Annotated in this window: 20 protein-coding genes; 8 read left to right on the plus strand and 12 right to left on the minus strand. The window is 62.8% G+C overall.

What is annotated here, in order from left to right; genetic code table 11:
• Positions 1-187: 187 nt before the first annotated feature.
• From FHT19_RS19860 to FHT19_RS19870, 3 genes are read right to left on the minus strand one after another with little or no spacing between them, the layout of a single operon-like run.
• Positions 188-970, minus strand: a complete 783-nt coding sequence (locus tag FHT19_RS19860; RefSeq protein WP_168558110.1) for a hypothetical protein — start codon at positions 968-970, stop codon at positions 188-190.
• Positions 942-3,389 carry an N-6 DNA methylase gene (locus FHT19_RS19865; RefSeq protein WP_168558111.1) on the minus strand — a complete coding sequence of 816 codons (2,448 nt, stop codon included), beginning with the start codon at positions 3,387-3,389 and terminating at the stop codon, positions 942-944. The genes FHT19_RS19860 and FHT19_RS19865 overlap by 29 nt, the downstream gene beginning before the upstream one ends.
• Positions 3,386-3,832: a hypothetical protein gene (locus FHT19_RS19870; RefSeq protein ID WP_168558112.1), complete on the minus strand. Its 447-nt coding sequence runs from the start codon at positions 3,830-3,832 to the stop codon at positions 3,386-3,388. The genes FHT19_RS19865 and FHT19_RS19870 overlap by 4 nt, the downstream gene beginning before the upstream one ends.
• Before the next feature lie 453 nt (positions 3,833-4,285).
• On the opposite strand from FHT19_RS19870, the gene FHT19_RS19875 reads away from it, so the two are divergent.
• Genes FHT19_RS19875 through FHT19_RS19885 form a run of 3 tightly spaced genes read left to right on the plus strand, consistent with a single transcriptional unit; the run spans position 4,286 to position 6,581 of the window.
• Positions 4,286-4,639, plus strand: coding sequence for a hypothetical protein (locus FHT19_RS19875; protein ID WP_168558113.1), 354 nt, complete (start codon positions 4,286-4,288; stop codon positions 4,637-4,639).
• Positions 4,636-5,451 (plus strand): hypothetical protein, encoded by an 816-nt coding sequence (locus tag FHT19_RS19880; RefSeq protein WP_169476481.1) that lies wholly within the window; start codon positions 4,636-4,638, stop codon positions 5,449-5,451. The genes FHT19_RS19875 and FHT19_RS19880 overlap by 4 nt, the downstream gene beginning before the upstream one ends.
• Positions 5,452-5,462: 11 nt before the next feature.
• The gene (locus FHT19_RS19885) at positions 5,463-6,581 is read left to right on the plus strand and encodes a hypothetical protein (protein WP_169476482.1); all 1,119 of its coding nucleotides are present in this window, start codon (positions 5,463-5,465) and stop codon (positions 6,579-6,581) included.
• 6 nt (positions 6,582-6,587) lie between these two features.
• On the opposite strand, the gene FHT19_RS19890 is transcribed toward FHT19_RS19885, so the two are convergent.
• The 6 genes from FHT19_RS19890 to FHT19_RS19915 all read right to left on the minus strand — a co-directional run bounded on the left by FHT19_RS19890 (position 6,588) and on the right by FHT19_RS19915 (position 15,526).
• Complete coding sequence (locus FHT19_RS19890; protein WP_169476483.1) at positions 6,588-7,952, minus strand: hypothetical protein; 1,365 nt, start codon at positions 7,950-7,952, stop codon at positions 6,588-6,590.
• Between the two features lie 7 nt (positions 7,953-7,959).
• On the minus strand, positions 7,960-9,135 hold the full coding sequence (locus FHT19_RS19895; protein ID WP_169476484.1) for a caspase family protein: 1,176 nt from the start codon (positions 9,133-9,135) through the stop codon (positions 7,960-7,962).
• On the minus strand, positions 9,132-10,340 hold the full coding sequence (locus tag FHT19_RS19900) for a hypothetical protein (RefSeq protein ID WP_169476485.1): 1,209 nt from the start codon (positions 10,338-10,340) through the stop codon (positions 9,132-9,134). The genes FHT19_RS19895 and FHT19_RS19900 overlap by 4 nt, the downstream gene beginning before the upstream one ends.
• Before the next feature lie 154 nt (positions 10,341-10,494).
• Positions 10,495-10,851, minus strand: a complete 357-nt coding sequence (locus FHT19_RS19905; RefSeq protein ID WP_169476486.1) for an AraC family transcriptional regulator — start codon at positions 10,849-10,851, stop codon at positions 10,495-10,497.
• A gap of 365 nt (positions 10,852-11,216) precedes the next feature.
• Positions 11,217-11,795 (minus strand): RNA polymerase sigma factor, encoded by a 579-nt coding sequence (locus FHT19_RS19910; RefSeq protein ID WP_169476487.1) that lies wholly within the window; start codon positions 11,793-11,795, stop codon positions 11,217-11,219.
• 980 nt (positions 11,796-12,775) lie between these two features.
• On the minus strand, positions 12,776-15,526 hold the full coding sequence (locus FHT19_RS19915; protein ID WP_169476488.1) for a winged helix-turn-helix domain-containing protein: 2,751 nt from the start codon (positions 15,524-15,526) through the stop codon (positions 12,776-12,778).
• A gap of 147 nt (positions 15,527-15,673) precedes the next feature.
• Between FHT19_RS19915 and FHT19_RS19920 the strand changes: the two genes are divergently transcribed.
• Genes FHT19_RS19920 through FHT19_RS19930 form a run of 3 tightly spaced genes read left to right on the plus strand, consistent with a single transcriptional unit; the run spans position 15,674 to position 18,127 of the window.
• Complete coding sequence (locus FHT19_RS19920; RefSeq protein ID WP_169476489.1) at positions 15,674-16,543, plus strand: hypothetical protein; 870 nt, start codon at positions 15,674-15,676, stop codon at positions 16,541-16,543.
• Between the two features lie 14 nt (positions 16,544-16,557).
• Entirely contained in the window at positions 16,558-17,580 is a 1,023-nt protein-coding gene (locus FHT19_RS19925; protein WP_168558115.1) for a hypothetical protein, read from the plus strand.
• A gap of 52 nt (positions 17,581-17,632) precedes the next feature.
• Entirely contained in the window at positions 17,633-18,127 is a 495-nt protein-coding gene (locus tag FHT19_RS19930) for a hypothetical protein (protein WP_168558116.1), read from the plus strand.
• A 385-nt stretch (positions 18,128-18,512) separates the two neighbouring features.
• On the opposite strand, the gene FHT19_RS19935 is transcribed toward FHT19_RS19930, so the two are convergent.
• Positions 18,513-18,839: a hypothetical protein gene (locus tag FHT19_RS19935; RefSeq protein ID WP_168558117.1), complete on the minus strand. Its 327-nt coding sequence runs from the start codon at positions 18,837-18,839 to the stop codon at positions 18,513-18,515.
• 124 nt (positions 18,840-18,963) lie between these two features.
• Here FHT19_RS19935 and FHT19_RS19940 point away from each other — a divergent pair, with 124 nt between their 5' ends.
• Complete coding sequence (locus tag FHT19_RS19940; RefSeq protein WP_348982489.1) at positions 18,964-19,482, plus strand: hypothetical protein; 519 nt, start codon at positions 18,964-18,966, stop codon at positions 19,480-19,482.
• A gap of 61 nt (positions 19,483-19,543) precedes the next feature.
• On the opposite strand, the gene FHT19_RS19945 is transcribed toward FHT19_RS19940, so the two are convergent.
• Positions 19,544-19,948 (minus strand): helix-turn-helix domain-containing protein, encoded by a 405-nt coding sequence (locus FHT19_RS19945; RefSeq protein WP_168558118.1) that lies wholly within the window; start codon positions 19,946-19,948, stop codon positions 19,544-19,546.
• A gap of 68 nt (positions 19,949-20,016) precedes the next feature.
• Between FHT19_RS19945 and FHT19_RS19950 the strand changes: the two genes are divergently transcribed.
• Complete coding sequence (locus FHT19_RS19950; RefSeq protein ID WP_168558123.1) at positions 20,017-20,652, plus strand: cation transporter; 636 nt, start codon at positions 20,017-20,019, stop codon at positions 20,650-20,652.
• On the opposite strand, the gene FHT19_RS19955 is transcribed toward FHT19_RS19950, so the two are convergent.
• Positions 20,634-22,613, minus strand: coding sequence for a TonB-dependent receptor (locus tag FHT19_RS19955; protein WP_246866369.1), 1,980 nt, complete (start codon positions 22,611-22,613; stop codon positions 20,634-20,636). The two genes, FHT19_RS19950 and FHT19_RS19955, sit on opposite strands and share 19 nt — an antisense overlap.
• Positions 22,614-22,725 lie beyond the last annotated feature (112 nt).

A 22,725-nucleotide genomic window follows, 5' to 3' on the forward strand; every position in this document is an offset into this window, starting at 1 on the left:
GATCGAGCCTTGCTTACTAGTGGAGGCAATCGGCACAATGCGGCGTTCTGCTCCGGCAGCAGCCGATCCAAGTCCGGTCATTCGTAGAAATGACGATGATCAGCCGCTCTTGTCGGAAGCTGACACAGCCACAGACGTGCCTTCCCGCGCCGAGCTTTGGCTGTATCGCTGCGATGCACATTCGCGCCTAAGTGGTTATGACACAGCGTTGCAGTTCCTGCCTGAGGTACAAGACGCTCTGCTCAAGCCACCTTGTCAGCGAGGGGAGATCGGGCGGAGCGTTCATATGAAGAGCCGATCCACCCGGTTTTGGGGAGAGCCACCAAGGAGCCGCGCTTGCGAAATGCATGCGCTCGATAGAGAATTTTGAAAGCAATTCAGTCGTGCTTCGCTCAGGCGGCGCGGCGTCGAAATCTTCGACGACCTCCTCCGCGTCGGGAATGAAGTTTGCTTCGGTCGCCGTTTCCCCCAGCGCTTCGAGCAGATCGAATTGCCAGTGAGGATGGCCCGCGCCCGGACTCTGAAAGGAAAGCTCTCCGCCCGACCAGGTGCTGATCCCTGGCCATTCCAGTCGTAGGATTTGCGGCTTGGTCGCCTCGTACCGTTTCCCCAGATAGACCGTCAGACCGGCGTTGCGAAAGCGGTAGGGTTTCGGACCGACCGTGACCTCCCAGACCTCCTGCCAGCCAAGCCAGGAAGTGAGGCCGCCGGAGATCTCGCACAAAGGTGCGACTAGGGTTGTGCCGCCGCGGTTCCGCGTCACCCGTTCGCATTCCGTCCCTATCAGCCCCGCCCAGGCCTGGCTGGACTGATAGTCAACTTCGACACGCAAGGCGCGACCATCCATCGGTAAGGCCAGTGTCATCGCAAAGGCTTTGCTGAGCTCGATCCATCGCTGGTCGAGCATACCCTTCGTTGCCCGGAGCTCCTCCGGCAGCCGGTCAGGCTGCGGCGAGGCCGGGCGCGCCATACATTTCTACCACGATCTGGCTGACACTCGCGCGCCACGACCGGTCGGTGACGTCGATCGCGCGCCCGAGGTGCGCAAGCTCGCTCACGCGGCGTCCCGCCCGAAGGTCGACACTGAGGGCGCGCAAGTCGGGCAACGGCATTGGGTTGGCATGACGTGCGCTCAGGTCGAACTGTCCGCCAGCGACATGCGGAGCGTAGAGGCCGAGCAACCGAGCAAACGGTGCCGAATTGAACAGTGCGGCATAAGCGGCCAGAATGTCGCCTGAGGGCAGCGCGTCGTCATCCGGATCAACGAGGATCGGCTTCGGCGCCCAGACATGGCCCATGACCGGGACGTAGGCCGCCTCCAGATCGAGCACGAAGCCACCTTCTGCCGAGAAGAATTTGCTGATGATCCTCGGTTCGCTTCGGTAGGCCCAGGACCGTGAGCGCATCAGACCCCACCAGTCCTTCCGGTTCGATTGGACGATCGACGCGCGGCCCGAAAGGCGGTCGCGCGACGGCGAGAGATAGGTTTTGAAATAGGTCGGAACCGCACGCGTAACCGCCTCTTCGTCCGCGAACAGCGGCCCGTCGGCGCTATGTGGAAAAAATACATGATAGGGTTTGACGATTCGCCCATTCTGGATCGAGTCCGTCATCGTCGCCAGGCGGAAGTAACGCCGCTCCCGTGGCGGCAGCGACTGCCACTCGTCCTGTGTCAGCAGCAGGACGTCATTATAGCCGGTCTGGATACCTTGTGAGACTTCGAACAGGTCCGAGACGGTCGGCAGGCCCAGTTCCGCCATTTCTGCGAGCAGACGCTCCGTCGTTGGCGTCGGCAATCGCCATGTTCCGCGTCCAACGAGAGAACTCGCCTTGACCGGGAATAGGCTCCACTGCGGTTCTATGATCGGGGCCGACGGGGCCGCGCCATCGAGCTTTCGGACCTGACGAAGCGCTTCGCCGGTGGCTGCGGGGTCGTTTTCCGTCAACAACGCCATCAGCGGTTTGGACTCGGCGGGCTGCCCCTTGCGGATTACTGCGCAGGCCACCTGAACGAGGGCGTGGGAGAACAGACCAAAATCACCAATGGACGCGAGCATGCGAATGTCGCCGCGATCCGCGAGCTTTTCGCGCCAGGTCTCTGCGGCTTTGAGCGACAATAAGCTTGCGGGAAAGAGCGATCCGAGCGCGCCCCCCTCGTTGAGGGCGTCGAGCGCGCGCGACACAAAGGCCATGCTATAGTCGCCGCGCGCGGCGCTACCGTCGGTCGCGTCACGCAGTTGCTGGCGCTGCTCGGGTGTCTGCGCGCCGAATCCGATGAATGGTGGATTCATTACGATGACGTCTGCACGCGGGAAACCCGCTTCACCGAGCGCGTCGCGCTGAACGATCTCGAGTTTGACGCCGCCCACCGGCGTCCAGTCGCGCAGCGATAGACTGATAACGAAGCGTGCCATGGCGATCGCCGCTGGGGAGATATCCAAGCCGATAATCGTCAGCTTGCCGGCGAAGCGCGCGCGCCTAAGCGCCCGCAGTGCCTCATGAAGAAACGCGCCGGATCCGCAGGCTGGATCGCACAGAACCAGCTCTGGGCGGGTCGGGAGATCGGGAACATGGGCAAGAACCTGTTCGACGATGCTACGCGCTAGCGCGGGCGGCGTGAAATGGGTCCCGCCGCGGTGCGTAACACGCGTTTCCGGGGCATCGACCAGTCCGAAAAGATCGAAATCCGGCGACACCCGGAGCAACTCGAAGTGCGCCTCCTGGAACAGCTGACCACCAGCGTGGCGGATCGCGAGCGCCGGATGGAGGCGGAGCCTAGAGAGCGCCCCGGGGGCCGCTGCTGCCTCGCTACTCGCGGCATCAAGCGCGTTTGCCGGAATGCGCGCACGCAGCTCGGCGACGTCTTCGGCCAAGCCGAGCACGGACAGGTCCTGTTCGATCGCATTCGGAGCGATGAGCCCGGCCAGGGTCGCCAGATACACGTCGATCGCCCGCCCATCTGGCACCTTCGCATGATGGGCGAGCGAACGCACACGGCGGAAAAAATTCAGGAGATGCTCGACAATGCCGCGGTTCGAACGCAGGCGGTCTTCGTTCAGATAGGTGTAGAACCGATCGAGGCTACGTTCGACGCCGCCCCGCTCGTAGACGCGCGCGTCGCCGGGCATATCCCACCGCACGACGGCCACCTTGCTGTCCGTCACCGTCACGTGATGGGGAATATCGCTCGACCATGCCCAGCCGGCGGTCTCACCGGTGCGCCAGAGATCATCACACGAAGTCGAAAGTGCGAAGGTCCCAAATCCCCCGTCGAGCAAAACGTGGTGATCGCCCGGGACCGCGGTGGTGTCCTGTGCCTCAAAGAGCGGCGCGAGCGCCAGACCGAAGCGTCGACTCCAGTCATGGGCGATAGGCTGCAACTCAGTCATCGCACCGCCATCGCCGGGAAAAGCTGCAGCTGACTCTCGACCCGCAAATCGTTAGGAGTCGCGAGGATTTCCAGATGCGCGTCAAGCTCGACGACCAGGCAGGAGAAATTCCGGATAGGGTCGCTCGATACGCGCAGCGAGGCCTCCCGCGCGTTCGCAAAAATCGCGGTATGCCCCCAGAGCGACGGAAAGGCGCGTTTGCGCAACAGTGCCTGGAGTTGCGCGATCGCCTCGCGCCAACCACTGACCTCGACCGCATAGCGAAGATGCACCTCGTTCAGCACCCGTAGCGCCAGGATCGTCTGCCAGGAGAATAAGGCCAGATGCCCGCGCCCGGCGGGAGGAACGTCGGCTTCGACGAGCGCCCGACGCCCACACCACTCGCGTAGTTGATGGGCTGTCAGGCCTGAAAGGCGAACAGCTTCTGAGGCCTGAACTAACATATCCGGATGGGTAGCATGCCCATCCCGACGACACCATCACGTAAATTGGAATTTGCTCCTAAGGTCCATCAGTCGAGCCAGCGGGCCTTTTCCGAATGGCTGCCGAGAAGGCCGGTGCGTCCTTGCGTTGCCATCTGCGAAATCGTTCAATAGCTCGAAAGCGTCGCTTCCGCGAAAATCGATCCATTTTACCATGATTCTGTACACCCTTCGGACAAATGCTGAATGACAATTCCGAATAAAGGCCGCCCCTCAAACTTCCGCCCGGAGACAGCGGCAAAGCCCACACCCCCGGTATTGTGATGTTCGGCAATTCCGGCGCCAAGTCTTAACTTCACACGCCCGATCTCGTCGTCATGCGTCCTTCGCAGGCACCTCTATCGGCGACGAGGAATCCGAAGAATCCTCGATCGAACGCAAACTTTGCTGTAGATATGTATCGAGGGGGACACCATGATCGAACTAACAGGTCTGAACGGCGCCAAGATACTCGTCGCGGCAAAGAGCATCTTCCGCATTCGTCCTACCACACCCTCTGAAGGCGATGACGCGACCAAGGTCGAGTATGGTGGAGGCTACATCTTCACGCTCGAACCCATCAATCATCTGCTCGCGCGACTGACCGGGGAGATCAAGCTGATCGCGCTTACCACGCGGTCGGGCACCGTCGTCCACCTGAACGCCGCCACAATCACGCGGGTCCGCGAGGCCTTGCCGATCAACGGTCCCGGCACGGAGATAGTCGTCGCGGGTCAATACCAGCACGTCACCGAGACAGTCGACCAGGTCATGGCCTTGCTGGCGTGACCGAACAGGCGGCCGCAGAGCCGGAAAAGGAAGCTCCGGCCGATCTCAGCCGCCAGCCGGCGGAGGTGACGCAAACGCGCCTTGCCGGACCCAAATCGGTCAACGAGGTCGCGGACCTCATCAATAAGATCGTTTTTGGCTTCTGCACCATCGCGATCGCGTTCGCGGTTTTCCTCCTCAACAACTCGATCGACGAGGGTAATCGGCGGAAGGAGCTCTACACCTTCCTTGCCGATACCCCGCCGGAAGTGGTGACCTCGGCGCAGATCCAGAAGGTCGGGTTTCTGAAGAAGGTTTGTTACAGCTACCTTCTGCGCGTTCATGACGACGGTGCCGAGGAGCTTTGCAAAGCGCTCCCGCCGGTCGGCGGCGCCACCGTCCAGGCGGTCAGCAGAGACACCGCAGCCGTGGCAGAACGGCTCGCGCGCGATCGCGACGCCGGTCGCTATCTGGCGAGCCCCCAGGCGACGAACCAGAGCAGCCTCGTTGCCGCCGCCGAAACGGTGGTCACTGCGGGCAAGGACCAGTGGTTCGCCGTGGTCGGCACCGTTCCTATCGATCAGAAGGCAGCGGCCGACGCGCTTGCGAGCCAGGTCGCACGGCTGATCCCGGGCGACCTGCTGAACGGCCGGGCTATCCGCATCTACCGCACGAAGATCAGCAACAGCTTCGCTATCACTGTGGGAGACGCGATGGGAAAGGACGATGCGACAAAGCTGGCCTCAAGCCTGCGGAAGATCCCGACCTTCAACGATGCGTTCGCACAGCCGGACCGCGACTGGACGCGGGTATCGCCGCCCCCGGAAAGCTAGGGCACGCAACCATGCCTGCGAAGCGGACCGGAAACTGGACGCGATGGAGCCGCGACCGTGCGATCGTCGCTAACGGCGGGCTTGCCGACCCTGCCCAGGCCGGCCGCTTCGAGGAGCGGGCCTGGGAGATCGTTGCAGAGCTCTACACCGAGACGCGCGACCGGCACCGGCAAAGCGATTTCGCGGACCGGTTCGACCGACTGTCGTTGCTCTACATTAACAACACCGCCGCGAACGCAATCGCGATCGAGCGCAACGGACACCGCGCGGTCGGCGTCTATATCGGCTTGCTGCGCCGCTTGTGGGCGGCCTTTCAGCTCGGATTATCACGCGCGGACTTTCTGGAAGATGCATTCGACAGCCCGCCGATCGTGCTTGGTGATGGAGATCCGGCATCGATGCTCGAGCCGGAATTTCTAAGCCGGCTGCCGTCGGCCGACTGGCCCGAGGATCGCCGCTCCGCGCTGTGGGACCTATTCCGCCGCGCGATCATGTTCTTCCTCTGCCATGAACTCGGGCACCATGCGCGTGGCCATATCGATCTCGTCCAGGACCGCCTCGGCCTCGATTCGATCGACGAGCTGCGCGCTGCCGAGGCTGACGGTCCAGATCGGCGCCTGCTGCGGATGCTTGAGTTCGACGCCGACACCGACGCGATCGACATGATCCTCATCGCCGAGACGCAGGAGGCAAAGCGCGAGGGCTGGTCGCTCGACAAGACTGAAGCGCAGGGCTTCCAGTGGCTGGTTGCGATCGCGACCCTGTTTCTTGCGCTCGACATCGAGCACAGGCCGGTGCTCGACCAGTATCAAGGCTCCCATCCAGCCCCAGTACACCGCGCGATCCACGCCATCTCGACCTTTGCGCGCTCCTATGCGGCGGAGTTCGGCTGGGACGACGAGCATAAGCAGTTTTACGAGGAGGAGGCCTGGGGCGCAGCCTCGGTGATCGCCGAAGCACTGGGCTTCCCCGAAGGTCGCTGGCACGGCGAGCACACGCTGCTGATGGATCTCGATCGCTTCGCCGTCGAGGAGACCGCTTTCCTCGAGTTCACGGAATGGCTGACGCGCTCAAATGAGGACAAGCCGGCGGCTGAGCCGGCGTGGATGCAGGCGCCGCTACCGGGCTGACCCCGCTCAGCCGATCCCGATGAACCGGCCTTGCCGCAGCGCGACGCGAACGCCTGTCGGCCGGCTCGTGCCGCGACTTACGTCATGGCCAGGCCGAGTCGGCGAGGTTCCCCAGAAGGCTTCAAGGCCGCCGGCATCTGCAGCAAAATCGAGATAGTCGCCGGTTCGGGCCCGGCGCGGTGTAAGCACCTCTTCCTCGCGAGCCCGCGGAAATGGGCCATAGCGCAGTGAGAGCTTGCTCAGTTGAAAGCGCGTGCGGCTGAAATAGGTACACCTGCAGGCCGCCGCCTTCCGGAGCTGCTCGGCGATCGTCATATCCCATCGGAGGTCGCCGTCGCCCTGAACCGATCGCGCCCAAGCAAGCAGCACCCAGCTGTCAGCCACGTCGGGTAGAAGCTGATTGAGGTTACGCAGCCATCGCAGCGGCAGGCGGCCCGGGGCGAAGCGTGCAAGGAACACTGCGCCGAGCACCGCAGCGGCGGAGTCGTCGAACTTGTCGGCGAGTTGGAGCAGCGCCATCTCCGGATTCATGCCGCGGCCTTCTTCGAGGAGCGCGCTCGCCTTGGGCAGGAGCGCGGCATTCAGTCCGACGAGGAGGTCTGCATGCCCGGGCTTGCGGGGCACTGCCATCGCTATGGGCACGCGCACCGCCGAGGGATTGGCTTCGCGGTCGGCATTGGCGTCCATCGCGACCCCCGCCGCGAGGAAGGTCACATCGAGCCCACCGGCCAACGGCGGCGCAATCACGATCGGGCCAAAACCATCGTCGCTCATCAGACCGATGGCCTGCGGTCGATTGTCGAAAATGCCGACCTGGAGATAGTCCTCGGATGGCAGGGCGTGTGGGGGGTCACATGGGCGCCATTGGCCATCGAACCGCCAGCAGCGAAGCGTAAGGTCTGACGAGCGCGAACTGCTCTCGGCGCTCTTCAGCCCCTCGGTCAACGACAGTTGGAAATTCTCAACCCCAAGTTCCTTGCCGAGGAGCACGCTCATCGAGCGCGACGCTGTGTTGGCAGCGCGCGGCGATGCAATCGACGTGAGCCGGAAATCGCCGCCATCGGCGCTCGAAGGCGCATAGGTGAGGCCCAGTCGCGCGGCTTCGGTCATGAATTCCCGAGGTGAACGTCCCGCCATCACGATGAGCGCGTCGCCGCCATCGGCCCCGACCTTTGCCGACGAGATCAACTGTTCCCCTGACGGGCGGGTGGCGACGACCGTATAGTCGCCGGGCGACACCGCATCGAGCACAGCCGCCTGCCGCAGAGATGTCAGGCTGATCGGCGCGCCGACGCGCTCACCGCGCGGCCCGATGACTTCCACGCTCAAGGGGCCGAGCGCCGCTTCGGTCGATATCCTCAGATTGGCCATGGCGACCTCACAATTTCACCTCGGCGAGCGGGGGCAGCGCACGCCGCTTCCTGTTCTGAGCTGGAAAGCCGAGTTCGGCCGGCCAGGCGGCATTGACCTCATATTCGTCATAGGCCTCGACCAACCGCCGGAACCGCTCTTCCGCGGCCGGACCTGGTTGCTGGCCGTCGATGCGGATGCCGCCGCGCATGATATCAAGCACGCATTGCCGCAGCCTGATCGGAGGCTCGCTGGTGACCAGCAACGTGCAGGTGGGTGGGTTGTCGCGCACCATCAACACAGGCGGCTCCTCGGCATCGCTCGTCGTCAGCCGCGCGAACGTATAATATGCGCGATCCTCGAGCGCCGCGACACGGAAGCGGTAGGTCGACATGGCAGCCTCGAGCCCCTGGACGCTGACCTGCCAGCGACCGTCATCGCCCTGTCCCGAAAAGCCGGCGTCGGCGCAGGCATCGATGAACACGTCCATGAAGCGCGACCGCCCGCCGGTTCGGCCAAATGCACGCGCTCCGACAGAGGATGACGCGATCACCGCCTGGGCCAGCGGTCCATGCGCATTCATCATCGTGAGACGGAGACCGTCGACCGCTTCGACAAGCGCGTTGGCGGCCGGACGCGCATTGCGCAGCGCCGGCGGCGCTTGGTTGGCGCAGCAATCGAAGATCAGCCATTGCTGGCGCGGCGCCTTGTCGCCCATGCCCTCGATGAACAGATCGATCGAGATCGCATTGGGCCAGACGCTCTCAGGGTCGGCCCCAAAGTCGCTGGCGAGGAAGGTCCGGGTGACCGAGGGCAACCAGATGCCGTGTCCACAGCAGTAAAAAATGAGAATGTCGTCCCTGGTCGCATTCTCGAGCCACCGGGAGCGGGCAGCGATGATGTTGGCGAGCGTCGGTGCCTCGAGCTTGACGGCATCGACGCCAGGGCATGCGAAGGTGATGCCGTCGGGGTTGGCGGCGTCGTTGATCAGCACGTCGACCGACGCCACCGGCTTCTCGAACAAGGCATGCCAATCGGTGAGCGCATTTGTCGCGAAATCGATCGCGCTCTGGGCTGCGCTGCCGATATCAGCGAGCTTCGGGACCTTGGCCTTTGCCTGTTGAGCGTTAGGGTAATGCCCGGCGCCGAGCACGAGCAACCGCACGCCGCCGCCGGCCTGAGGCTCGTCGAGGACCCGCGTCACGCGAGACCGAGTTCCGACAGACGCACCCGCATCCGCTTGTAGAAGCTTGGTCGCAGGAAATAGGCACTGTGGGCATGTAGAAGGTCGGTGACGGTGTCGTAGCCGAAATCTCGCACCCCCTCGAAGATGTGATCGCATTTGAACGAGAACACATCGGTGAAATCGAACACATTCATCCAACTGTCGACGCCGACCGGCATCGGCAGCTTCGTGCCCGGCGCCGGTCTGCCGCCGGGATACATGCCGAGATCGGCGAAGAAGCCCGGTTGCGAACCGACCGTGAAGAGCGCATCGATCTTGATCGGCCCGCCGATCGCTGTTTCGAGTTCGGTGCGTGTGGCGGGGTCGGTCAGCATGTCGTAGAGGATGACCCCGCCCAGGCTATGCCCGACAACGACAAGAGGTTCACCGGCGACGCGCGGCGCCTTTGCAGCCTCTGCGAGGGCGGTAAGGATGGGCTTGAAGATCCGCGCTCGGGTTCCCTGGGCACTCGCATCGTCCCGCCCGCGCAGATAAACGAAAATGTCGCCGAGAAAGAGCGACACACCACGACTGAGATCGCGTCGCTTGGCTTTCAGCACCGCATCGCTGGCGCCGTTTCCGACCATTCTCGCGAGGTGATCAAACGCGTCCCGGATCCGGTCTCCCAGCCCAAACGCCTCAACACCGGCCGGCGCCGCATCGATCTCCGCCTCGAGCGCTTCGGCAAAATCACTGTTGCCGGCGGTTGCGAGCACGCCAACGCCAGCGGGCTTGTCGGTTGCCACCAGACCCTTGGCCTCAAGATAGGCCGCACTCGCCTCGGCGAACGCCATTGCCTCGCCGGTCGCGGCGGCCTCCGGCACCCCCAGCATCGCCGCCTCGACGATCGCCGCGTCGAGCGCCGCCATCGCAACGAGGTCAATCGCTTGCTCGGCGTCGCTTGCGGCTATGGTGCCAAGATCCAGCACGCCGTCGAGAGCTGCAGGCTCGATTGCGCCTGCGCCATCGCCTCCGGCATCGAAAGCCTCATTCCCTTTAGGGCCGGGCAGCCAAGGGAGGTCTTCACCGAAGGTGACCGCAAAGCTGCCCCAGTCTGGGTTGAGAACGACGGTGTCGTCCCTTCCAAACACAAGCGAACGAAACAGCGCGTCGCGTTGCTTCTTCAGCGCAGCATTCTCTGCACTGGGACGATTTGCGACTCCGTGAACGAAGACCAGCGGCATGATTCACCCCCTTTGGTGTCGGAATATATCATGGCTGGGCGATCTGATCGGAAGAAAAAACTCCATATCTGACGAAGGACTTACTATTAAAAGCCTGCATCGGGTGCGGTCAGACAACTGGCTGACGCAGCGCCGCACTGGGCAGCTTTGATCTTCAGGCAGATTGCCTCCACTTGTCCGGTGGTTCGGCGCGCTCCTTTCGCCATCGCGCAGGCGTGGTGCCGGTCGCCCTGCCGAAAGCATTGGTGAAATGAGCTTGGTCGGAAAAGCCGCAATCAAGGGCAATCTGGGCCAACGGCAAGCCAGTTTGGGCGAGCAGGATTTCCGCCTTGGCGATACGTTGCCCCAGAAACCATGCATACGGAGCCATGCCGACCGTGTTGGCGAAGGCTCGGACGAAATAGGTCGGGGAAAGCCGGCACATACGGGCGAGTTCGGGGACATACAGGGGTTCGGAGAGATGCTCGAGCATAAAGCTTTTCGCGAGGCCGACCTGCCATGCGGCCAGCATTGGCCGATGGTCCGAGCGTGCTCGCCTCGGTCTATCCCCGTCCGCCGTTCCGTCTGGCGCCGGCAGAATTGACGGAAAGCAAAGCGCAACTGCGGTCGCAGTCATACATACTCTGTCGCCATGGCGACCCCCCTTGTTTGGGAGGCAGGGTCCGCGCCGTGGGAGTCAAGCGCTCTGCCTCATCGACCACCACCCGAATGCCGACGCGAGCGTTTGCCAGCGCCCCACATCAAGAGGAGGTCCTTCTATTCCCAAGAGAGAGACACATGGGAGGGCGCAGGGACGCCCCGTCTCGAAAGAAATTTTCGCGCCCGTTTCCAGCAAGCTCGGCTCGGCATCCGGCGCAGATGTCCAAGCAGCCAGTTTCAGCCATTTTTCAGCCGCCCGAGCATCGCACGAAGGTGTAGTTCCGTCCGGGCAAGATCCTTTTGGACCGAGCGTTTGTGGATGCCGAGCGTGGTCGCGATCTCTTCGTTGGTTTTCTCGTCGCGCCAACGGGCCAGGAATATCGCGCGGCTCTTCGGCGAGAGCGCATGGAGCGCGGCAAACATCTGCTCCATTTCCCTGATGGCAAGGGCCGATCGCTCCGGATCCGGCGCACCGTCCGGAAAGCCCTCGAATTCGGACATCACTTTGGGGACCATCCGGATGTCCTTGCGCCGACTGTTCAGCGCCAGGTTTATCGCCATGCGATAGAGATAGGCTCTCGGCTGTCGCAGATCGGTGATTGGATGCTGTGATCGCAGTTTTACATATGTGTCATGGAGCGCGTCCGCAGCGGCGTCGGGCGAACGAAGGTAGGCCGAAAGCTTGATTAGCAACGTGGTGTAATTCTGCTCAAGGGATGCAAGAAGGTCTGCAGCAAAATCGGATGAGCCAACCCCGGCTATCGCACCCTCATCTTTTGAGTTCGCTTCGTGGCGGTCGCATGATTTTTTGGTCATTATGCTCGTCTCACCCTGCCGTGTCAGGGATCCTTGCGAGCGTTGTCTCGACGACGGGCCAAATCCGTCACCCTTGAATGGGGCCACCCTACCGGGCGACCGAAAGGTTGCTCAGAAGACTTGTTCGTTGAAGGCGTTGGGCTGCCGATAAAATCATCCGGATAAAGGATTCGCAACCTCTGATGATGCCCCCCGGCCGAGCCGGCGGTGACCTTAAGAAGTCCTATCCCTACGTTGTCGCACATCAGCCCTTCCTCTCCTGCCCAGCATATGGTCTGCTCTCGACAGACCAGCCGCTCACGAGCGGTATTTCGGAGTAAGCTCAGCACGTCGTCCGCCAATCTCACGCAGAGCCCCGATCCCGAACAGGGCAGGCACGACAACCCGTCCTAGAATTCGTTTCCTGGGCGCAATGCAGGACGGAACAGGTCAAAGTAAAACTCCTTCAGTGCGTTTATCTCAAACCATTAAAAAACTATTTTGCTTTTACCAAAAATTCGAATGGTTATATGCAATAATTCCTACCAAAGTCCCTAGACTCGCTGTATATTTCGGTCCAATATCTCTATGATTACAGAGGGCGCCTCTTTAACATTCGAAACGAATACCCGCTCGCGCCGAATCCCGTTACGATCCCGCATGAAATCACTGAACAATCGAAGCCCGATCAGGTTGTCCATGCCTCCTCGTCTCGCGTCGGCGATCGCCTTTTCGTTGGCCCAGATGACGGTACCACACATTCTGATCCCGCAGTGCCGGGCCTCGACGTGAACGCCGTCCTGCGGATTGCGCTAACGTCGACATTGCCGTCCGCACTGGCGCTGGCGGCAACTGCAGGGAGGCAGATACTCATTTTAAAATGTCGTGCTCTTGAAGCCTGCCATATGCCACCCCGCTCGGGGATTCTTAGCGCTAGCGCAACTAACGCAAGCGCGGGAGTGAGTAGCAGTTAGCGGTGCAGGCTACGTCGCTACTCTGTGCTAGTTCAGCGTGTGAACCGATCCGTTTGGAATTCTCCCGTCGAGGCGCTTCCATAGTCTGACCTGATAGGGTTCAGCGCTGACGGCGGAGAACGCAGGCCCTGCTGCGTCGATGTACTTGCGCGCGTCGGCGGTTCGCCCCTGAGCGAGGGCGATCTGGGCCAGTGCGAGGTCGACATTCGCGCCCCAATTCGGATCGGCGGCAAGCTGTGCCACTGCTGCGCGGTCGATGCCTTGAAGGTTCCCGAGCGCTTCCGAGTAGCGTCCTGCCGCGATCTGGCAGGCAGCCAGGGTATAGGCGGTCCCATCCGTGAGGGCAGCCTTTCCAAATCCTTCGAGGGCGAGGCGGTGTGCCGCTTCGGCGTTTTGAAGCCCTTGCGTCAGTTGCCCGCCACGACATTGTGCCGTGGCAGCATCCGAGAGTGTCGCGACCGCGAAGAAGGATTTGGGCCCTTGCTTTCGCACCGCGATGTCATGGACCTGAAGATCGTCGCGGATGGCCTCGCTCCAGCGTTCCAGGATACCCTCGGACTGAGCCCGCGTGGTGAGAAGCTGAAGCGTCATCTCGTGGCCCGCGCCCAGACGCGCCAGCATCCGCGGATAGACGGCATTTGCCTGGGCGACGGCCGCGGCATGTTTGCCCTCGACCATCAATGCCTGCGCCAGATTCATGCCGACCATCAGCACGTTGGGACCGTCCGGCCCCTCGATCGCGGTGAATTCGCGGATGAGCTGGCGGAACAGCCGCTCCGCGCCGGCACCGTCCCCCAGCCTGATCTTCGCGAACGCAAGCCGCTGCCGGAAGGTCAGGCGCGCGGCAGGATCGAAATCGGGCAAAGCGTCGGCCGCCTGCGATGCCCTGCCAAACTCCGTTTCGGCGGCACGTGCGTCGTTGCCGATCAGCGCCACCATCCCTCGGGCGGAGGCCATCCACACCGCAAGATCGGGACGGGAGAGACGCTGTCGCCGGATATCCGTTTCCGCCGAGGCGATCATCGCCTTGGCTCGCGGCAGGCTACCCTCCTCATAGGAGCGCGCCTCCATCATCGCCCGTTGCAGCCGGGTCACGACGGCGTCGACCGACGCGGCGCCTTGCGCTTGCGTCCAGAGCGCGGCTGCCCTGTCATATTCCGGACGTGCGCCAGGCCAGTCGCTGCGCTTGTCGAGCGCGTTGGCGATCGTCTGGTGCAACCGCGCGGCGACGCTCGGCTCCCCCCGGAAGCGAATATCGATCAGCGGCGATGCCTGCTTGACGGCCCCGACGAGGCTCTCGTCCGGCGAGCTTCCGCGAAACGGGCTGCTGCGGGCGAGCAGATCCGTCGCAAGGAAGCGGTTGACCTTCTCGGCAATCGCCGTCTGGTGCTCCGCGATATCGCGTTCATGCAAGGCCCGAACGTATAACAGGGACGTCGCGATCACCCCGAGAGACAGGGCTCCCGCCGCGGCGATCACCCAGGGGCGGCGGGCGCGGACGCGTGCGAGGCGCTCTTCAGCGAGACGCGCGCGCGTTTCCGTCTCTGTCAGCGCATCCCGCTCCGCACGCCGTGCGGGCAGCGAACGCAGGCGGCGGCCCAGCTCGGCCGCGCTGTCCAGTCGCCGCGAGGAATCACCCGCTGCGGCCAGCGCGATATCCTCGCGTAGCAACGGATCCGCGATTTCCGCTTCCCAGCCCGGCGCGAGCGGCCTGCGGAAATCCCCGACGACGATCTGGTACAGCATAATGCCGAGCGCGAAGACGTCCGAGGCGACACTGGCAGAGGCACCGGCGAGCAGTTCGGGCGCCATCCAGAATGGCGTTCCCGTCGCTTCCTGCGCGGTGTCGTCGGGCTGCTCGAAACCGCTCTGTGTTATGTCCAGCACGGCGAGCCGGCCGGGGTCGGACAGTACCGCGCTTCCGAAGTCGACGACCTTGGCCTGCCAGTGCCCGTTGCGATCGACGGCAACGAGAATGTTGCCTGGCTTGATGTCCTTGTGAAGAATTCCGATGCTGTGTGCCGCCGCGACGGTGGAGGCGACACTGGCGACAAGTTCCAGCCTGACCGCCAGCGGAATGGTGGAAAGGCCGCCCTGCTCCGTCGCCCAATGGCCGAGATCGGGGCCGCCATAGGCGCTTTCCAGCCAATAGGGCGCGGACGCGAAGTTCCAGTCGAGGACAGGAACAAAGTCGGGGCGCTCGCCGAGCGATTGCACCAGCAGCCGCGAGATCGCGCTCTCCCGCTTCAGTTCGCGCAACCGGCTTGGGTCCGTCGCAAACTTGAGGACGTGCATCTCGCGCGTCTTCATATGCTCGATCCGCCACACTTCGCTTCCGGAGGAGAGATCGAGCCGTTCGGCGAAGCGCCAGTTTGGACGATCGTGGACCGGCGCGCCCGCCTCGATCGGAAGCGCCTTCGGCGCCTCGGAACGTATCAACCGGGATGATACCGGCCCGGCGAGACGATACCCGATGCGGGGGACGGTTTCGATCAGCACGGCTTCGGCGCCCATGGCCTTGCGAAGCTTCGAAATCGCCGTGGTCAACGAACCTTCGACCACGACGACGCCCGGCCAGACGGCATCGAGCAGTTCTTCCTTGGTGACCACCTCCCCGGCGTGGTGGAGAAGTTCCAGAAGTATTTCCAGTGGCTTGCCTTCCAGATCCACTGCATCGTCGCCAACCGTGAAGATCCACTGCGCCTCATTGAAGGTGCATTTTCCGAACGTCCACAGACGCCTGAAGGCGGAATTGGATGTCGACGAGGCAGAGGCCATAGGGGTTCTCACCCGTTCTTGAGAAATCCTTGAGATCTTCGTGAGGACAATCCTTACGCCACCGTTCCAGATCGTCGCAAGGCAACAATGCGGCGGCATGGCGGGGATGCGATCCTTCCATGTGGCTCGCGCCATGCGGAGGTCACCGTGAAGGGGAAGATTCTAGGGTTCACGCCCTCATCGGGCACCGGCACCATCACCGGGGAGGATGGCAGTCGCTATGGCTTCAGCCAGGCGGAGTGGCGGAGCGACAAGCCGATCACGGCCGGCAGTTCCGTCGATTTCGAGCTGCGCGGCAGCGAAGCCATTGGCATCTATCCGGTCGCGCCTGGTATAGACGTTGCCGCACTGTCGTCATCACCCGCAGTAGCAAAGGCACGCTCGCTTGCGACCGGAACGCTGGCCTTTCCAGTCGCGATCCTGCTGCTGATTGCCAGCATCATGCCCGCCATCAACAGTCTTGCGCGTGGCGGACAAAGCCTGTCGCTGCTCGGCCTCGGTCCCGTCGTCACCGAATTGTCTCAGGAAGCCAAAGCCGAGCGGGCGATGGCCGAAGGCCAAACAAAGGATCTCGACGAGCGTGAACAGCAGCTTCAGAGGGTGATCGCTTCGACGGGCCCCGGCACGCCGATCGGCATGTTCGGCAGCGGCGGATCCGCCGGCGATGCGCTCAAGGAACTGCAGGAAGAGCGCACCAGGGTCGCAGCCTCGCAGAAAAGCCGTCTGGGCGCGTTCCTGCTGAGCTTCATGTGGCTGGTCTATGCCGTGCCGCTGCTGGCGCTGGCCCTGATTGGCTTGAGCTGGACCGGGCGGTCGGTGCGTACCGCGTCGCTTGCGGCCGGCATCCTCGGCGTCATCGCCTTCGCCCTGCTGTGGAACCTGACCGCGCTGGCGACCGTCGGCGACGGCATCTCGATGCTGACCCTGGGCTTCGGCGCCTGGATCATCCTGCTCGCCAGCGTCGCGCTGGGCCTCTCGGGCCTTGGCAAGATTCGCAATCCGCTCGCGGCTAGCTGAAGGGGAACCCCACCATGCGCTATGGTTCAGCCCTCATCCTGTCGGTCCTGGGCGCGAGTATCGCCACCAGCGCCTTGACGCAAATGCCCCCAAGGCCGGCAGGCGATACCGGCTTCCCTGCCGGCATGTCGGTCGCGGATCGCAAGCAGATCCTCCAGGCGGCCGGCTTCGACCTCAGCGCCGATCTGCGTAGCGCGACACGCTATTGCGATGATAAACAGGTGATCGCGAAAGTCGGAATCGGCCGGCGAGACATCAATCATGACGGCAAGGATGAATTCTTCGTCCTAAGCCAGAACGTTTGCCCCGGCGGTAACGGCAAGCTGCACGCCAGCATCGTGTTCTTCGATCCTAAGACCAGACTCTATCAGAATATGTTGGACGTCGACGGCCAACCCCGGATCGGCGCGCAGAGCGGTACCGTCTGGCCTGTGATCGATGTGTCAGACGGCGACAAGGTCACCAACTTCCGCTTCGTGGCGAGCGACAATCGCTATCTGCCACTTTCGACCATTCAATATCGTGAGGCCGTAGCGCTCGCCCGTTCGCCCGACAAGGTTTCTCCCGGCCAGTTGCCTACCGCTACCTGGGCCAAGCCTTGGGACAGGGGCAATCTCACGCCGGGGCAGATCGCGCAGATCTTCGTCGCAGCGGGCTTCCGGCACGGGGCCAAAGGTTGGGAAGGCTGCGGCGACGGCCCTGATATCCCGGGCGATAACGAGATCGGCGGTGGCTCATCGATCATGGACCTCAACGGCGACGGCAATCCCGAAGTGGTTGTGCATGAGGGCAATTGCGACGGCGGCAACAACAACGGCAGCTCCACCATCCTCTCGCCCGTACCGGGAGGCTGGAAAAAGGTTGCCACCGACATAGTCGACACGCCTACCTACCTCACCACTCGGAGCCGCGTGGGTTGGCTTGATTTCTATAATGGTGGGCCGGGCTTCTGCCACGATCGCTATCGCAATGACGGCAAAGGCTATCAGGCGGTCGCTCAATATGCGGAGAGTCCCGGCGGATGTTCGGGGCGGTGACCATCATCAGGGTCAGCAGCATCTAATCGCATTGGAAAAATCGGGGAAAACCATGAAGAAGCTCAGGGGTATCCTGAAGCGCGTTGGCGCGAAGGAAGGCGACATGATCGTGAACACGCGCACCAACAGTTCGGTCGGCAATGTCCGCGTGTCCGGCAAGGTCTCGGTGATCGAGATTGGCGACACGGTGCTGCGCGATGTCGGCTGCACGCGCGACATCTACGACCTGCTCGATGTCGGCAAGGATGCGATCCTCTACGTCCACTTCAACAATTTCAAGAAGCCGACGATCCTCGGCGTTGCCTATCCGCAGGATGGCCGGGGTTTCATGGTGCCGATGATGGCGATCATCGCGAACACGATCATGTCGCTGTTCCTCTACCCGATCGTGTCCATCATCCTCGGGCTGATCGTGGCCGGGATCAGCGGCGTGTTGGGCCTCCTCGTAGGGCTCGGAGGCATCGGCTTCACCGTTTACGGCGTCGTCAACCTCATTAAGGGCTACCTGCACGCCTCGGCCGCCGTGCGCTCGCTGCGCCCCGCATAGCCCGCAGCCAGCCCCCTCTTCCTCATCCCTGCAGCCGAGCAGCTGGCGGGCAGCGCTGCGCGCCCCGCGCGGGGTCTATCTCCTCTCCTGCCCGCAGACGCGTGAACAATATGTGGACTCGGCGACTGGCGAGGGTGGTTTCCTCGGCCATTGGCTAGGCTATGCCCGTGATGGCAACGGCGGAAATCTGGCGCTGAAAAGTCGCGATCCCTGGGACTATCAGGTAAGCACATTGGAGGTCAGCGCCTCCAGCGCCTCGACGGATGACATCCTGGGCATCGGACAAATGTGGAAGCGGAAGCTGCAGAGCCGAGAGATGGGCCTCAATCGCAATTAGCTTGGGCGACGACCATAGGCTCGACCCGGCGGAGCGCGGGAGCAGTGCTCAGTGCGACCGGATGATGATCGAGGGCGGCGGTGCCCCACCGGTTCGAGCTCGGATCTTCCGGATTTCCGGGATCAGTCTTTGCACTTTCTTTGCGACGGTGTCGGACATCGCGCGAATGTCCTTTGGTGTATCGAGGCCCGGTACGCCCTCCAGAAACTCGGCGAGTACAATGATCAGCGCATCGCATACCTCGGCACTTCCAACGTACAGCGTATCGCCTCGCTCGCCCGATGTGGGGTCCGGCTCTGGCACTGACGCCTCGCAAATGGCTTTGACAAGGGCGAGCCGGAGCTTCCCGACATAATCTTCACTTCGCTCGCCCATGATGATCGCCTGCAGCTCAGGACATTGATCTTGCCATGTTTAGCCGATTCGCGGGCAACAAATAGAGCCGCATCACCCCTTATGCCTGATGAACCGAAAGTGCCAACGAGCTCATGGCGTTTTGATGTTTACCCCAGTGCCCTGCTGCGCGCTTCGCAACATGAAGGACGGCCGCTGGATCAATCTCGTCGGACTGGTGCTGGTCCACCAGAAGCCTGGGAGCGCCAAGGGCGTGATGTTCATCACTCTTGAGGATGAGGCGGAGATCGCCAATCTCGTCGTCTGGACGAACGTCTTCGGGAAGCACCTGCGCGTGGTGCTAGGTGCTTCGATGATGGGCGTGCGCGGCCAGGTTCACCGAGAGGGTGACGTGATCCACGTCATTGCGCAACGTCGCGACGATCTTTCCTCGCTGCTCGCGAGCGTCGGCAATCGATCGGTCACCGCAGGCGTGTATCAGGTCAGCCGCGCCGATATCGTCAAGCATGGGATGCGGCCCGACCCGCGGAATCCCGCCTTTCGGCCGCTTGGCCAGCGACTGCGTGACATGTTCGATCCGTTATGCCGCGCGCGGCATAACGGCTCTTATGCCGAGGGCGAGACTATGCCGACCCGGTTCGGTAAATCTCGGGATTTCCGCTGATTTTGCGCCATCCGCGCGGCATAATTTATGTGATGTCTCGCCCAAATGAACGTGTCTCCAGCTACCCTGCTGCGACTGGCCCAAGCGCCTCAATGATACGGCAATCCGCAATCGTTCCGCCATCACAGGACTGAATCACTGCCGTCAGTTCGCGCCGGAGGGCCGTCAGGTCGGCAATCTTGCGCTCCACCTCCTGCAGATGCTCCCTCGCGATGCGGTCGATCCCGGCGCAATCGCAGGCCAGATCATCGGAAAGGCCTAGCATGGCGCGAACCTGATCGAGCGAGAAACCAAGGTCCCGAGCCCGCCGGATGAAGGACAGTCTCCCCAATTCAGCTTGACCATAGGCACGGTAATTGCCTTGCGTCCGCGCGGGTTTGGGCAAGAGTCCGATGCGCTCATAATAGCGCACCGTCTCCACCTTGGTGGCCGTCGCCCTGCTCAAATCGCCGATCGTCAGCGCCATGCTCTTGACCCTGTAGTTACTACAGGGACTATATCGTGAGTCCCTGAGGCGAAGGCAAGGTGACGGAAATGGCCGGAGGCTGCTGCGGCGGTTGCGAAGCGCCGGAAGACAAAACGCGGGACAAGGCCTGGCGTCGCGCGTTGTGGATCGCACTGACAATCAACGGAGCCATGTTCGTCCTTGAGATCGGTGCAGGTCTTTCGGCGCAATCGGCCTCGTTGCGCGCCGATGCGCTCGATTTTCTGGGTGACACCGCCAATTACGCGATCAGCCTGAGCGTTGCAGGGCTGGCCCTGCAATGGCGAGCACGGGCAGCGCTGGCCAAGGGCATATCTCTGGTTCTTCTCGCGTGCTGGGTTCTGGGTAGCACCATCTGGATGATGATGGCCCACGCGCTGCCTGCAGCCGGAACGATGGGCGCGGTCGGCTTCGCCGCGCTGCTCGCCAACATGGCCTGCGCTTTGTTGCTCTGGCGCCACCGCGAAGGCGACGCCAATCGCCGCTCCGTGTGGATCTGCTCGCGCAATGACGCGATCGGCAATCTGGCCGTCGTGGCGGCGGCTCTGGGGGTCTTCGGCACGGGGACGGGTTGGCCAGACCTGATCGTGGCAGCGGTCCTTGGTGGTCTTGGCCTCTGGGGCGGGACGCAAATCATACGCCATGCCCGTGCCGAACTGAATGAGGGTCACTTTGCCCCCCAATGAAACCGCACGCCGCCGTTGATTGTGCGGCCTTCCAGCGGCGCCCATGCATCCACCGTCCAGGCGCCATCCGGCGCGCGCTGGGGCAGCAAGATGGGATTGTAATGGCTCTGGCGCACATTGAGCAGGTTCTCTGCATTGAGGAACAAGCTGAAGCGCCCGAGGATCAGCTCACCCATCGCACCCAATTCGACATAGGGGCTGCTGCGGGTACGGTAGGGGTTCTCATCAAGTGACTGCAGGCCAGTGTAATAAGCCTCCAGACCTATCTTTCCGCGCCCGCTTTTCTCCCATGCCGCCGTAAGGCCGGCGGTGTCGCGCGGCGTCAAGGGGACAGTGCGCCGCCCAGGACCATCTGGATCAGGTTCACTCGCATCGGTGTGAACATAGCTGCCGGTGACGGTGATCGCCTGCCAGCGATAGCGTAGCAGCAACTCGGCGCCGCGCGTGCGGGTCAAACCATCTGCATTGACCAGAGCCACGCGATCAACAGCGATGTCCTTCACCTGCACGGCGTGGTCGATGTTCGACCCGAACAGGGTCAGATTGGCCTCGAACGGACCTTGCGCATAGCCCAGATCGATGGAGGCCGTATCCGCCGTTTCGGCCCGCAAGCCCTGCAAGGGCGCGAGCCGCGACAGACCATTGGCCTCGGTCTGCTCGACGAAGGGCGTTGGCGCATAGAACCCTTGCCCCAGCGAGGCCCGCAAGGTCCAGGGCCCCGGCTTGAACAGCATCGACAGACGTGGGCTGACCCGTGAGCCGTAGACATTGTGATCGTCCCAGCGGGCGCTGCCCGCCAGCGTCAGGTCCGGCAGCAACTTCTGCTCGACCTGCCCGAAGAGTGCGGGAACGCTGTAGGTGTAATCGAAGCCGGGAAAGGTCCGCGAGCGATAGCTGTCGCTTTGATAGGCGGCCCCGCCCAGCCAACTGGTTCCTCCGGCGCTGCCACCAAGCGAGACCTCGGTCAGAAAAGTCTGATGGCGATCGTCTTCGGTCACGGTCCCAAAAACATGGCGATGGGCCTGTGTCACCCCGGAGGCACGAAGGTAGAGCGTCCCCACACTTTCAACGGGGATTTGAGCATTCAGCCCTGCATCATAGCGCTGGCTATGCAGGGTCTGGGCATAGGGCGCGCCGTCGGGTGTGGTTCGCCCAGGCATCGTTCCGCCATCACGCTGTTCGGTCATGGTGCCGGCGGTGATGAACAGTTTTGCCCCATCGGCGCCATTCCAGAACAGTCGGGGACGCAGGCTCCACCGGTGATAGCCGGCAATATCGGCCCAGCCATCACCATCCACATCCTGTCGATCCTGGCGGCTGTATCCGCCCGTCAGCGAGTAGGAGAATGCGCCGGCCAGCGGTCCTGATTGATAGGCCGTGAAATCCTGACCGCCTCGACTGGTGGCATTGATGACAGCCTCGCCCTGCTGCTCTGGTCCAGGCCGGCGCGAGACGAGGTTGATGACACCACCCAACGCGGAGGGCCCATAAAGCGCCGAGGCTGCACCCTTGATGATCTCGACCTGACCCAGATCGGTCGGGGGGATCTGGAGCAGGCCGATTGCGGGAGCCTGACCGCCGTAGAGCGGCAAGCCATCGGCCAGAATTTGAGTGTATCGGCCTTTCAAACCCTGCACCCGGACATTGGAGGCGCCCAGCGCCGGAGAGGTGACCTGCACATGCAACCCGGGCGTCTCGCTGACGAGCATCGCGATGTTGCCCGGCGTCATCAGCTGCTTTTCCTCAACCTCCTCGCGATCAATCACCTCAACGCGGATCGGTTGGTCCCGCAGTCCGTGCCCACTGCGCGTTGCCTGCACGACGATGTCCTTGCCTTCGGACTCTTCGCCCTTGCCCTCTGCATCCGCCGAAGTTTGCGCGAAGGCTGGCGTGGGCATGGATGCCGCCAAGAGCAGAACTGCCGCCAGTCCCCTGCGTTTCTGATCAAACTTGACGTGCAAGACATCCCTCCAGGATCTGCACCGGACCAGCCCCGATGCCCCTTGGGAGCCGCTCCTACGGCCTGTAGTTGCTACAGGGTCAAGGGCATCTTTCCACGAAACGTCGATAGGC

This window comes from Novosphingobium sp. SG919 (assembly GCF_012932495.1).
GTDB classification, from domain to species: Bacteria; Pseudomonadota; Alphaproteobacteria; order Sphingomonadales; family Sphingomonadaceae; genus Novosphingobium; species Novosphingobium rhizosphaerae.